This is a genomic window from Candidatus Methylacidiphilales bacterium (genome assembly GCA_025056655.1).
GTDB lineage: Bacteria > Verrucomicrobiota > Verrucomicrobiia > Methylacidiphilales > JANWVL01 > JANWVL01.
Window position 1 is genome coordinate 1 of the sequence record JANWVL010000150.1, and the last position, 12,649, is coordinate 12,649.

Here is a 12,649-nt window from a genome sequence, read left to right on the forward strand (position 1 = left end):
GAAGCATTGTCTGTCACAATTACTTCAATTTCTTTATAACTCTGCCGCAAAGCGCTATCGATCGCCCTCACTACACTATCCTTTCGATTGTAAACAGGAATCACGATAGACACCACAGGTCTCGACATAATACCATCCTTACCAGGCTCACTTTTCTACACTTCCTAAAGCAAAAACAATCATACAACTTTCACATACTTGCCCAACCCCATGAAAATCGCAATCCTCTCCCGCTGGCTCTGGCAAGAATACTCCCGCGCCGGACAACGCTGGGAAGGCACGCTAATTGATCTCCTCCTCGCCCTCCAGCAACGCGGTCATCAAATCTTTGCTCTATCCCAAAGTCATGACTTTCTCGGGCAGCCCCTAAAAAAAATATGCTCTGTGCCCAATGCGCCTTTCGACCTTTGGCTCGTCCCACTAAAAAATCGTCACCACCACTGGAGCATAATAGATAAGCTCGCAAAACCTTTCGTCTCTGAACGAAAAGCCTTCACCGATGCCCACTGGCTTAAACAGTGGATCCAATCCATTCCCAAGCCCGACCTGCTGTGGATCTACGGAGAGAAAAGCGACGCCATCCCATACTTCCTGTCAAAAACCATACTGCGAGCGCCACTGCCTCCAGCCTGCCTTCAAATCAATGCATTTCCATGCCACGTCACTCCACAAAAGATCACTTTCGAAAAACGCAATTTTTTCTATTCAGTCTGGAATCAAGCCACTTGCCTGGCCGTCAACTCGTCCTTATCTGAAAAAATCCTCTCCACCCAATATCGCATCCCTCAAAAAAAAATGCTTCGTTATCGTGTGAACTTAACTCATCGTCACCTCGCGCTTTCGGCTACACCTCGCACCACGGCAGCTTCCTCGAACACACTCCTATACATTGGCGGCCTCAGTCCACTCAAGGCACCTGACCTAGTGATGGAGGTCATCGAACGACACAAGGCCAGCTTTCAGAATTGGCATTTGCGTTTTCGGTGCATCATGCCGACGACTGAAGGCCTCACGCCTTTTGCCAGCTCTGTTCTTGAACGAGCTAAAATTCTCGAATCTCAAGGACTCGTTCAGATTGATTCTCGACTTGATCCAGAGAGCATTGCCCAAGCAATACAGTCAGCCTCCTTAATTATCGTGCCGTCTCGCATCGAGACGTTTTCTCGTGTCGCTCTTGAAGCGCTATTGAATGCGCGACCCGTTATCATCTCCTCTCAAGCAGGCGCCGCTGAAGTGATCGAGATGTCCCAAGCTGGGCTTGTCTTTTCAAGCGGCTCAAGCGACGCCCTGTTTCAGGCGATTACGACGTGGCAGCAGCAACGCACAACTTTTGAAACGCGCGCTCTTCATGCTTCGAAACTGGTAGCTGCGGAGTATCACCCTCTCTCCTGCGCTGAAATTTGGGAAGAAATTTTTACGAAAACAACTTCCTCCATAAGCTCCGAATCAAAATTTTAAGCCGCCACAGCGTCAACCCACCAGCTTTGCGAAGGCTGATCCATAGCCAATGTAGAGCCGCGCGGTGATCACCACGTTTATGAAAGATGCGAATTTTTTTATCAGCATACGCTTTCAAAAACGATTTTGCTGAAAAACAGCGAAACGTCAGTGCAGAAGGGAAAATGCTTTCTTTGGAAAAGGCTGAGGGCAACTCAGAATAAAATGTTTCCGGAGCACGTGCGCGCTCTAGCAAAGCTCGATAAATTGTCGCCGCCTCAGCATGAAATCCACTCCCTTGTGAGATGCTCTTTGACTGAGGATGCTTCCGAAACCGCGCCAATGCTTGTGGAATCAACGCTATCCCTTCATGGCCGTATTCACAGAGGTAACGCACCCACAGATGCCAATCCATCACGTAGTGAAGCGCTGGATGGATGCCGCCCAAGGCTCGAACGGTCTCCGTTTTCCAAAAGGTGCTGGGTTGACAGAAAACGCCAACCGCTATGCTGTGTGATGGATCACTTCGTAGCTGTAAACGGATCGGGTTTAATTTTTCTGGTTGCCCCTCCTCAAATTCCTCAGTGATCCCAGAGAAAATCCGCGCCTCGGGAAAACGCTGATACGTTTCGTGCAGGGATAAAAGCGCATCGGGAAGTAAGTAGTCATCGCTGTTTATCCAGTTCCAAAGGAGTCCGTGGGAACGTTTTAAGCCTTTTTCAAGCGCATCGGATTGGCCGCGATCGGGCTCTGAAATGACGTGCAGACGCGGGTCAGAGCGATAGTCGCTCAAGATTTGCAGAGTGTCATCCGTGCTAGCGCCATCTATGACCCAGTATTCAAAATGCGGATAAGATTGTGAGAGGACGGATTCAATAGTCTGGCGTATAGTCCTGCCTTGGTTGTAAGTAGGGGTGACGAGTGTGACGAAAGGCGTTTCAATGCTAAAGTCGAGCGACATTCTTGTTATTCTGGGTCTCCTTAGCGATGAGGGAAAGCGGTTTTCTTTTGTATGGGGGAGATTGACGCATGCTAGGTTGTGGGGTAGAAATCATGATCTTATCAATGACGGCGACCGTAGCTCAGTTGGTTAGAGCTCCAGATTGTGGATCTGGCTGTCGCGGGTTCAAGTCCCGTCGGTCGCCCCACCCTACTACCTGTGGCGGGAAACAAAATGCTGGAACGGACGGAGCTCGGCGACAATAAAGACCTCCGTAGCGAGATAAAGCCTGGACATGAGTTTCAGGTGACAATTGAAAATCTATCCAACGACGGGTCAGGAATTGCGCGGCATGCGGGCTTTGTGTTGTTTGTGCCATATACCATTCCAGGAGAGTGTGCAAAGGTGCGCGTTACAAAGGTGCACCGCAATTACGCAGAGGCTGAATTGCTAGCTATTACCCACCCATCTGAAGATCGGACGCAACCTGTCTGCTCATATTTTCAGCGATGCGGAGGTTGCCAATATCAACACCTTCGTTACGAGGCTCAGCTCTATTACAAGCGAAACCAGGTAGTGGAATTACTCGAGCGACTGGGCGGAATCCAGAAGGCCTCTGAAAAAGTCGCTGCGACCATCCCCTCGCCTGCCATCTACGGCTATCGCAATAAGATCACTCCACATTTTAATCGTTCCAAACGACAGGCGGCAGATGCGCCTCCGGCTTTAGGTTTTTTGAAAAGGGGCAGCCGTCATGAGATTGTGGATATTGAGTCATGTGCGATTGCAACAGATGCTGTGAATGCAGGCCTGGCTGAATTGAGGCAGCAATTTTTGAAAAATTGGCGAGATTATCGCCGTGGCGCGACTTTACTGATTCGGGAGTCGGATGAGGGCGTGGTGACGGATTCGCGCAGGACGGTGAGTCAAACGGTGTGCGGCATTCGATTGCAGTTTCCGGCTGGCGATTTTTTTCAAAACAATCGTTCGATTCTAAACTCTTTCGTAGAATATGTTGTGCAGGAAGCTAAAGGTGCAGATTATCTCGTGGATGCGTATTGTGGGTCGGGGCTTTTTGCGTTGTGCGGTGCAAAATATTTCAAGCAGGTCTTCGGGGTGGAGATCAGTCCTCAGGCTGTTGAGAGAGCGCGAGAGAATGCGCGGATTAATGGGATTAGCCACGTGGAATTTCGTTTGGGCGATGCGGCTTCGCTATTTCGGGCTTTAGAGATCGATGGAGCCAATGCTGCTATGATTATCGATCCGCCGCGACGAGGGTGTGATGAGGCGTTTCTGGCTCAGGCGATAGCTTTTTCGGCTAGACGTGTGGTCTATGTGTCGTGTTATCCGCCGACTCAAATACGAGATATGAGAAGTTTTTTGGAAAACGGGTATGAACTGGTGCGGATTACGCCGTTTGATCTCTTTCCGCAAACAAAGCATGTCGAGACGGTGATGACGCTGGATCGGAAGAAAACAGAATGAATTTGTAGTATGGTATGACGCCCACTGACGAAAGTTGGGAGTTAGAAGGCTTGCTGTTATGATGTTATCGCTAGATGCCTGTGAACTGGCGTCCGCTTAGTTAATGGCTTACGAAGTTTTTCATGCGCGACCTTTTTTAGCCCCTGCTGATTGAGCAGAAGAAGATTTGGAGGTCGTCTTAGATGGAGATGCAGCGGCTTTGGAGGAGGTGTTTGCAGGTTTTGTGGTGCTTGTTTTGCTGGTAGATGAGGATTTGTTGGTCTTAGTTTTACTCGGAGCTTCGAGTGGATGCGAAAGTGCAAATTCTGCGACGTGCATCCAGTGGGATTCGCCTTCTTTGCGGAAGTAGTCGGTGTCGCGGAGGATGCCACGATTTTTGAAGGTATGGAATTCTTCGAGTGTGAAGGGGCCGAATTCAACAAAAGCCCGGCTCATGTGGATATTGGCAGTGCTCATAGTGGATATAATTTTACATGATTTGAAAAAATTTTGTAGTGAATTTTTGGAATTTAACTGGGTGTCGACGAATAAAGTCTTCGGATTTGATCTACAAGATGAGTGTAGTGGTGACCGGCGGCGCTGAGTTTGTGATAGAGTTGGTGTGGGGAAGTGGCTGATGTGTGCAGGGAGAGCATCGCTTGTGCTAGTGCTGAGACGTCACCGCAAGGGTAGCTGCGGTTGGGTGGGATGACGGCGAGATCAGGGGCGCAACCACATTGATCGCTGATGATCGCAGGGCAGTCGCTGGCCATGGCTTCATTGACGACGAGTCCCCATGTCTCGCGATAGTCGCTGGGCAAGACGAGGCAGTCTGCTGCGACATAAGCTTGGGGGATTTCGGTTTGGTTTAGAAATCCGATGAAAGAGGCCTGCGGGTGGTCGTGTTTTTTTTGAGGTGTGGCTTGGGGCGACTCGGCGTCATAAGCGATGGAGCAGGTTTGTGTTAATGTTTTTTTGAGCGGTCCTGTGCCGCAAAAAAGGAGATGAATTGGGCGCGATGGGTTTTGTCGCATGCAGAGTCGTGCGGCAGCGATGAGATCGGTAGGACGTTTTTTGGGGATGAGTTTTCCGCAGAATAGGGCGCAGTAGGCGTGGGGGGGAATGTGCCAGCGCTGACGAATTTCGAGGCGGATCGGGCGCAGGGTTTGAGATTGGGCGTGAAAACGGTCGTTATCGACGCTGTAGGGGAAACGAACTAGGCGTGAGTCGGAGATAGAGAAGCTTTTGTAGAAGGCGTGGTTGGCTGAGCCGATAACGAGGAAGGTGTCTATTTTGCGAAAGATGGGGGAGAGGAAGATTTTTTTAAGTGCGATGCGGAGGGAGGAGGGGTTTCCGAGGTTGTGATTTTCGGCTGTGAGCCATATTTTGATTTTTTGATTGTGGGCAATATGTATGGCTTCTCGCATCGGCCACGGCGCCCAACCGTGGACCCAGAGGTGGGTGACTTTTTTTTTGAGAAGGATGTCTTCAAATGAATTTCTGAAAGTGGCAGCCGAGCTATGATCTGGGCGTTCAGGGGCGTTGAGGATCGTGTAGGAATAGCCTTCGAGCATGGGGATATCCCAAGCGATGTCGCGCTGAAATTCGGGATCGAAGTAGCGGCAGGCGCCGCGAGAAGAAAGAAAGAGGACTTCAAACGGTATCGCGTTTGATTCAGCTAATTTGCCCCAGAGGGGAGCTTGATACTGAATAGGATGAGAAGTGAAGATGAGAAGCATCAGGTCGAGTGAAGCTAGGCCTTTTTTTGATTTTCGCTGGATTGATGTTTCCAGAGCTCTGCGTAGTAGCCGCCTTGGTCGAGGAGTTCAGCTCCCGTGCCGGATTCGACTAGGCGACCATCTCTTAAGACGTGGATGCAATCCGCTAAGTGGTGGATAGTGGTGAGGCGGTGAGTTACGATGATCGTGGTCTGGCGGCCGAGAAGTTGTTGGATGGTCTTCATGATTTCGGCTTCAGTAGCGGGATCGAGAGCGCTAGTGGGTTCATCGAGAAGGAGGATAGGGGCTTGTTTGAGGAAGGCGCGTGCGATGCCGATGCGTTGACGCTGGCCACCGCTGAGTCGGATGCCGCGCTCGCCGACTTGTGTTTGGAAGCCTTCAGGGAGGCTTTTTATGAAATCGAGAATTTGAGCAGCTTGAGCGGCTGCTTCGATTTCTTTTGAGGTAGCGCCAAGTTTTCCGTAAGCGATGTTTTCGTAAATCGTGCCACTGAGAAGAATGGTGTCTTGCAACACGACGCTGATTTGATTGCGAAGGGAGCGTTTGGTTACCGTGCGTATATCATGGCCGTCAATTAAGAGGCGTCCTTCCTGCGGGTCGTAAAATCTGGGCAAGAGGGAGAGGATTGTGGTTTTGCCTGCACCTGTGCCGCCGACGATGGCTACCGTCTTGCCGGCTGGGATGTGGAGTGAGAGATTTTTTAGGACAGGGCGGTTTATTTCATAACCGAAGGTGACATTTTGGATCAAGATTTCGCCTCGAATGGGAGGGATAGGTTTTGCATCAGGAGCATCGGGGACGCTGTCTTCTGTATCGAGTATTTCAAAGACTCGCTGCATTCCTGCGGCTGCGCCTTCAAGTGCCCAGGCCGTGTAACTGAGTTGCTCAAGGGGCTGGTAGAGCATGACGAGGTAACTCAAAAAAACGGTAAGTTTTCCAACCGTCAGGCTTCCGTCTATGACAGCAAGCGCTCCAAAGTAAGCGATGAGAGCCGTGCCGATAGCGATGATCAGACCTACGAGGGCTGAAGAGGTGACGTTGGTCAAGGTAAGGCGCAGATTTGCCTCTTTGCTTTGGTGAGCTTCTGCTCTAAACGAAGCGATTTCTTGTTCCTCTCGCCCGAAGGCATGGATGACTCTGATCGTGCTTATGCCTTCTTGAGCGCGGGAGAGGACATCGCTTTCTTCTTTTTGCACATCGGTGCTTTGAGAGCGGATTCGTTTGGCGTAGAGAAAAATTGTCAGCCACAGCAGAGGCGTGATGGCAATCGCGATGCAAGCGAGCAAGAGATGCATTTGGATCATGATAATAAAAGCGGCGATGAGAGTGACGCCTGCGCTGAGGATTGTGGCAAAACCGCGATTAAAGAATGTTTGTATGGCTTGTGAGTCGTAGGCCACACGGAAGGTTGAATCACCGATTTTTCTAGCATCATGAAAGTGCAAGGGGAGATACTGTAGGTAGCGATAGATTTCGGTGCGCAGTTTCACCAGGGCTTCCAGTCCGATACGGACTAGCCAGTAGGTATTCGCTGCATGGAAGAGTCCCTGTAGGAGATGAATGCAGACGATGCTCAAGCAGCCAAGCGAGAGCGCTGTAGGAGTTTCAAAAACATAACCTCTCCACTGAACGGATGACTGTTGGCGAGCGGCCGTCGGAATCACATCATCTATCAGCCACTGTAGAGGCCAAGGCTTAAGAAGGGCGAGCCCTATGGCTATCCACATTAAAATTAGTGCAAGAAATATCGATCCTGAGTAGCTTGCGTAATATTTTGCTACTCTCAAATACAGGGATTTCATTGTTTATTTTGAGTGTTTACCCATACAAGACCTGCATGTGTGGCTGCAACTTGGACGAGATCAGCCACTCTTCGGCGAATCGCAAGCCCATGGAGGAATAAGCCCGCCAGGCTCAGCAGCGTTATGGCAAAGAGCCATGGCCAAATGTGAAATCCGACAAAGAAAAACGTTAGCAAAAAGGTGAAGAGGATTCCGTTAACTAAGCGAGAGAAAGTCGTTGCATGGAGATGATTGTGGATGCGAGTGAGTCTTTTTCCATGTGGATAAATTTCGGTCATGCTACGCAAGCGAATATTCCACCAACGGCTTGCAAAGATGTGAATGTCCCAATCATTCCAGCCTGTATCGATGGCGTATTTCCATTCTTCTGACTCGAGGAGTTGAGTGATCGCCGATAGGAGATGGCAACGGTCGAGACCTTTATCACTCCAGAAACGGAGATGGTGAGAGTTAAGAAAAGTGGCTGTAGGATGCGGCTCCTCTTCTTTCTTTTTAAGAACGTTGTCAGGTGTATTTTTGCCCTTGAGCCAAGTAAAATAGCGTGCCCAACCGCGTGCCCAGGGTTGAGCCAAAGCCAAATACAAAAGGAGAAGCCGCGCCAGGACGATATCATACTTGGGTTCCATTCGGGCGCGCAGGATGTAGGATAGTCCGACGATTAAAGTAAGTCCGAACATGACCAGCGGCATAATCCGTAAAAACTCCAGAGGTATGGAGAGGAGAAAAATGAAAAGAGTCAACCCCAGCCACTCGATGCTACTGAGGAGGTAGCTCCAAGGAGACTCTTGCTGAGGGTATATGCATTGAAAAAAACCAGTGCCCCATACGCCATGATAAATGACTGGACGATGCCAGATCGGATCTAATCGGACTTGGGAGTAGACGCGTCCATGCCAGATGGCTGAACCGGTATCGGCAAAGTGATTTAGGTGTTTGAAACGTAAGAGTGCCTCGGCCTCGCCGTAACCTTTTTGTTGCTTAAAGTAGGCTTCCACAGTGAATCGACGATAGTGCCAGACAATTGCCGTCGGACTGAATCCGATTTTGTAACCGCGCTGCATGATGCGCCAGCATATATCGACATCGTCACCTGCTTTTCGGTATTCAGGATCAAAGCCGTTCACTTCTTGGAGAACTGATTTTTGAAAAGCCATGTTGCAGCCGGGCACATGCTCAGCTTCAGTATCAGTTAACAGAACATGACTTGGACTACCCGGTGCGGCGGCTACAGTTGCTTGAACCCAATTGGCTGCAGGTGGAGAGAGATTTGGACCGCCAACGGCCGCATATTTCCCGTTGTCAAAAGCTAGCACTAAAAAATAGAGCCAGTCCGGATCGGCCATGCAATCTGAATCAGTGAAAGCGACGATCGAGCCTTGCGCCCGCTCTATGCCAACGTTTCGAGCGACACTTAAGCCTTTGTTTTTTTGGTAGATGTTGATGACATTCGGAAAATCCTTAACGATTTCTTGTGAATGGTCTGTTGAGCCATCATCAACAAATATGACTTCGTAGTCGGGATAGTGGAGACGTTGTAGGGATGTGAGACAATCACGAAGTGTCCGTGCTCCGTTGTAAGAACAAACGACTACGGAGACTTTAGGGGTCTTAGAAAGAGGGAAACGTTGATAGAGGGGCCGATGAGGCTCGGAGAGATAAGGCTTAAGCGCCGAATAGGCTAGCTTAGGAGAGCGGTCTTTGCGAGTGATGCCGAATGCCCAATCATTAATTTCTACTCCATCTGTAAACCACTCATCTGTCCACGAGAAGATGATGGTGCCTGCGAGGCCACTTTGAAAAACGGTTTTAATATGATCCACAAGGAGCTGCGCTTGCTCTTCTTCAGAATGCCGCAGGGTATCCATTCCGAATTCGCTGAGGAGAACAGGCTTTTCCCCTGCTAGATTATGCAAACGAGATAGGTAATTTTTGAGATCGCTTATTCGATGTAGATAAACGTTGTAGCTATAAAAATCTACGTTGGCAGGCAAGAGATACTCTGTAGGTGGAAAGTTTGCGTATGTGACCAGCGCAGCAGGGTCTATGTCTTTAATGATTGCGACTAGTTGATCCAGATATTTTTCGACTTTTCTTGCTCCATACCAGCGGACTAGATCAGGCGGAATTTCGTTATCTACGAAGAAGCCCATTAGCGCAGGATGATCTCGATGCATGCGGGCAGCTTCAGAAACGTTGTGCCTGGTCTGTTGTAGTGTTTTTTTATCATCAAGAAACAGGACTCGTTTGACCCAAGGTATAGTGATTAAGACGTAGATTTGATGTTCCGCAGCTTTATCCATGAGCCAGCGTGGGGGGACGTGGTATAGGCGTATGAGGTTGATTCCTAGATCACACATCAATGAAAAATCACGCTCGACTTCTTTTGGATTGGGTAAGTGTGGAGCCCCTTCGCTTCTGGGTTTGAAAGGTCCGTAAGTCACTCCTTGGGCGTAAAATTTTTGATCGTGTTTGTAAAAGAATTTAGCCTGACAAGTAATTCGCTGGGAAGAAGAGCTCATGAATGAAAATCGAATTTTGGGACGCTCGCAATCAGCTCGCGAGTATAGGGATGCTGTGGATTTTGATAGATAGCCTCTGCCGATCCGCTCTCGACGATCACGCCGTGGCGCATGACGAGGACTTCATCACTCATGTGCTCGATTACAGCCAGATCGTGGGCAATGAAAAGATAGGTGAGGCCTAATTCATCTTGAAGATCTTGGAGCAAGTTGATGATTTGCGCTTGAACTGAGACGTCGAGGGCACTCACAGGTTCGTCACAGATGATAAATTCTGGCTCTACAGCTAAAGCTCTCGCGATGCCGATGCGTTGACGTTGTCCACCGCTGAATTCGTGAGGGTAGCGGAAGAGATGTTCTTTCTTAAGGCCCACTCTCTGGAGGAGTAAGGTGATTCGTTCTGTGCGTTCACTTTTTGAGAGGCTCGGGAAATGGATTTCTAAGGCTTCACCAATGATGTCATGGATAGTCATACGTGGATTGAGCGAATGGAAGGGGTCTTGAAAAATCATCTGGATTTTTTTGCGGTATGGCCGAAACATTTTTTCTGATAACTGATGAATAGCTTGTCCGTCGTAGAAGATTTCGCCTGATGTTATCGTGATTAGTTTTATCAAGGCACGACCTATAGTTGTTTTTCCACTGCCACTTTCTCCTACAAGGCCGACCGTAGTGCCCTTGGGGATCGAGAAAGAGACGTCATCCACAGCTTTGATCCAGCCAGAAATCTTTTGGAAAATACCTGTTCGGACGGGAAAATAGACTTTGAGGTTTTTAACTTCAAGAAGGGGAGAGCTGGATTTCGTCATAGTTGATAGTGATGAGGCGTTTTTGTTTTGATCCTAGGCGTGGAATGCAGGCCATCAGTGCACGAGTGTAAGGATGTTGCGGGGCTGTTAGAATTTGGGTTGTTTCGCCTGACTCTACTATCTGCCCACGATACATGACAGCAACGCGGTCGGCAAAATCAGCTATGATACCGAAGTTATGCGTGATCAGGAGAATGGCCATATTGGTTTCTTTCCTGATCGCTTTCAAAAGGTTCATGACTTGCGCTTGAATTGTAACATCGAGCGCAGTGGTAGGCTCATCGGCAATGAGCAGCTTAGGCTTACAAGCCAGAGCCATGGCGATCATGACCCGTTGTTGCATGCCACCGCTGAGTTCATGAGGATAAGCTGAAAGGCGCATTTCTGGATTTTGAATTCCAACTCGGCGTAAGGCTTCGATGATTTCGGCGCGAGGATTACTGATTTCCTTGCGGTGAATTTCTATGGCTTCTTTGATTTGTTCCTCGATCGTAAAGACTGGATTAAGAGAAGTGGAAGGCTCCTGAAAGACGTAGGCTATACGGCCGCCTCGAATGGCTCGAAGCGCATCCGGCCGAAGTTTTAAGACATCTTGATTTTCGAAAAGAATTTCTCCCTCGGTATAATAGGCTGGAGGAGAGGGAAGAAGTTTCGTTACAGCAAGAGCTGTTACAGATTTTCCACTGCCGCTTTCTCCGACCAAAGCCAATACTTCGCCTGAGCGTATTTCTAAGGAGACTCGATGGGTTGCACGATGGCTCACGGGCCCATTCTTGAAATCAATAGTGAGGTTGCGAATTTGAAGTAGCGGGGCGGACATAGGTGTGAGATTATTTGTTAAAAAAACGGAATTTTGGATCGACGAGGTCGCGCAATCCTTCGCCGAGGATATTAAAACACAGAACGGTGAGAATAATTAAGATACCGGGTGAGAGTAGCCACCAAAAGTTTAACATAAATACTTTCATCTCTTGTGCTTGAGAAAGCATGAGTCCCCATGATGCAGATGGTTCTTGAATGCCTACGCCCAAAAAACTCAAAGCAGCCTCTCCAAGGATATACCCCGGGATGCTCATCATTCCGGCAACGATAAGGTAGCTGGTCATGTTTCTGAGAAGATGACGAGTAAGGATCTTCGCAGTGCTTTGCCCCAACGCACGTGACGCTAAGACATAAGGCCTTTCTTTTATAGATAAGGCAAGCCCTCGCACAACTCGTGCAGTGCCGCTCCAGCCAATGAAACTCAGGATACCGACAATCAGCAGATACATTTGATCTGAGCTGAAGTGCTCTGCAAAGGCCGATCGTAGAGCTAGCAAAAGGTAGAGTCCAGGCACAGCCATCAGAATTTCCGTCAGGCGCATTGCTAATGTGTCCATCCATCCGCCAAAATATCCTGCGATACAACCGATTAGACACCCTAAAATCATCGTTATGCTAATTCCGATGATTCCCACAGAAAGAGAGATTCGAGCTCCATAAAGAAGCCGTGAAAAAACACAACGCCCGGTGCTATCACTTCCGAGTAAGTAAAATCGGGCTCCTTCAGGAGCTTGCCACAATTTTAATTTCATCGGAATTAAGCCCAAAAACTTGTAGGTGGAATCGCTGACCAAAAAGGGAATAGGTTGAGCTAAGTCTGGATCCTCTTTGTAGATGGCAGCAGTCGGATCAATCAAACGGTAACCCATAACGTGAATTTTGCCGTTTTTCAAAAAGAGCCGCGTTGGTGGATGAAAAGTTGCCTGCAGGTTTTGAGTAGTGGGATTGTGAGGGGCGATAAAATCTGCTGTCACGGCCGAGGCATAAAGAATGATTAGTATAAGTAAGGCGAATGAAGTGGTAGGTCGTTTCCACAATCCTCTCCAAATAGCGCGCCAGCCTATGGATACTTCACTAAAAGAATTTTCTGAAGATCCTAAAAAGGCAGCCATGGCGA

General features: G+C 48.9%; 10 protein-coding genes and 1 tRNA gene. 3 read left to right on the plus strand and 8 right to left on the minus strand.

What is annotated here, in order from left to right; translation table 11 throughout:
• The first annotated feature begins 210 nt into the window (after nucleotides 1–210).
• Nucleotides 211–1,458, plus strand: a complete 1,248-nt coding sequence (locus tag NZM04_09835) for a glycosyltransferase family 4 protein (GenBank protein MCS7064318.1) — start codon at nucleotides 211–213, stop codon at nucleotides 1,456–1,458.
• Here the strand turns inward: NZM04_09835 and NZM04_09840 are convergent.
• Nucleotides 1,415–2,398 (minus strand): glycosyltransferase, encoded by a 984-nt coding sequence (locus NZM04_09840; GenBank protein ID MCS7064319.1) that lies wholly within the window; start codon nucleotides 2,396–2,398, stop codon nucleotides 1,415–1,417. The genes NZM04_09835 and NZM04_09840 overlap by 44 nt on opposite strands.
• Nucleotides 2,399–2,508: 110 nt before the next feature.
• Between NZM04_09840 and NZM04_09845 the strand changes: the two genes are divergently transcribed.
• Both NZM04_09845 and NZM04_09850 read left to right on the plus strand, forming a co-directional pair.
• Nucleotides 2,509–2,585 (plus strand) — tRNA-His (locus NZM04_09845).
• Nucleotides 2,586–2,596: 11 nt separating this feature from the next.
• On the plus strand, nucleotides 2,597–3,862 hold the full coding sequence (locus NZM04_09850; protein ID MCS7064320.1) for a class I SAM-dependent RNA methyltransferase: 1,266 nt from the start codon (nucleotides 2,597–2,599) through the stop codon (nucleotides 3,860–3,862).
• A gap of 120 nt (nucleotides 3,863–3,982) precedes the next feature.
• Here NZM04_09850 and NZM04_09855 read toward each other — a convergent pair whose 3' ends face one another.
• The 7 genes from NZM04_09855 to NZM04_09885 are packed head-to-tail and all read right to left on the minus strand — an operon-like array spanning nucleotide 3,983 to nucleotide 12,644.
• The gene (locus tag NZM04_09855) at nucleotides 3,983–4,318 is read right to left on the minus strand and encodes a DUF4339 domain-containing protein (GenBank protein MCS7064321.1); all 336 of its coding nucleotides are present in this window, start codon (nucleotides 4,316–4,318) and stop codon (nucleotides 3,983–3,985) included.
• Between the two features lie 53 nt (nucleotides 4,319–4,371).
• Nucleotides 4,372–5,580, minus strand: coding sequence for a glycosyltransferase family 4 protein (locus NZM04_09860; GenBank protein MCS7064322.1), 1,209 nt, complete (start codon nucleotides 5,578–5,580; stop codon nucleotides 4,372–4,374).
• 14 nt (nucleotides 5,581–5,594) lie between these two features.
• Nucleotides 5,595–7,382 (minus strand): ABC transporter ATP-binding protein/permease, encoded by a 1,788-nt coding sequence (locus tag NZM04_09865; protein MCS7064323.1) that lies wholly within the window; start codon nucleotides 7,380–7,382, stop codon nucleotides 5,595–5,597.
• On the minus strand, nucleotides 7,379–9,901 hold the full coding sequence (locus NZM04_09870) for a glycosyltransferase (GenBank protein ID MCS7064324.1): 2,523 nt from the start codon (nucleotides 9,899–9,901) through the stop codon (nucleotides 7,379–7,381). Before NZM04_09870 ends, NZM04_09865 begins: the two co-directional genes overlap by 4 nt.
• On the minus strand, nucleotides 9,898–10,710 hold the full coding sequence (locus NZM04_09875) for an ATP-binding cassette domain-containing protein (protein MCS7064325.1): 813 nt from the start codon (nucleotides 10,708–10,710) through the stop codon (nucleotides 9,898–9,900). The genes NZM04_09870 and NZM04_09875 overlap by 4 nt, the downstream gene beginning before the upstream one ends.
• On the minus strand, nucleotides 10,682–11,530 hold the full coding sequence (locus NZM04_09880) for an ABC transporter ATP-binding protein (protein MCS7064326.1): 849 nt from the start codon (nucleotides 11,528–11,530) through the stop codon (nucleotides 10,682–10,684). The genes NZM04_09875 and NZM04_09880 overlap by 29 nt, the downstream gene beginning before the upstream one ends.
• 10 nt (nucleotides 11,531–11,540) lie before the next feature.
• Entirely contained in the window at nucleotides 11,541–12,644 is a 1,104-nt protein-coding gene (locus tag NZM04_09885) for an ABC transporter permease (GenBank protein MCS7064327.1), read from the minus strand.
• Nucleotides 12,645–12,649 lie beyond the last annotated feature (5 nt).

Excerpts from the sequence above, each read along its gene's own strand:
- NZM04_09835 (MCS7064318.1), top strand. The coding sequence starts at position 211 with ATGAAAATCGCAATCCTCTCCCGCTGGCTCTGGCAAGAATACTCCCGC.
- NZM04_09840 (MCS7064319.1), bottom strand. The coding sequence starts at position 2,398 with ATGTCGCTCGACTTTAGCATTGAAACGCCTTTCGTCACACTCGTCACC.
- NZM04_09855 (MCS7064321.1), bottom strand. The coding sequence starts at position 4,318 with ATGAGCACTGCCAATATCCACATGAGCCGGGCTTTTGTTGAATTCGGC.
- NZM04_09860 (MCS7064322.1), bottom strand. The coding sequence starts at position 5,580 with ATGCTTCTCATCTTCACTTCTCATCCTATTCAGTATCAAGCTCCCCTC.
- NZM04_09865 (MCS7064323.1), bottom strand. The coding sequence starts at position 7,382 with ATGAAATCCCTGTATTTGAGAGTAGCAAAATATTACGCAAGCTACTCA.
- NZM04_09870 (MCS7064324.1), bottom strand. The coding sequence starts at position 9,901 with ATGAGCTCTTCTTCCCAGCGAATTACTTGTCAGGCTAAATTCTTTTAC.
- NZM04_09875 (MCS7064325.1), bottom strand. The coding sequence starts at position 10,710 with ATGACGAAATCCAGCTCTCCCCTTCTTGAAGTTAAAAACCTCAAAGTC.
- NZM04_09880 (MCS7064326.1), bottom strand. The coding sequence starts at position 11,530 with ATGTCCGCCCCGCTACTTCAAATTCGCAACCTCACTATTGATTTCAAG.
- NZM04_09885 (MCS7064327.1), bottom strand. The coding sequence starts at position 12,644 with ATGGCTGCCTTTTTAGGATCTTCAGAAAATTCTTTTAGTGAAGTATCC.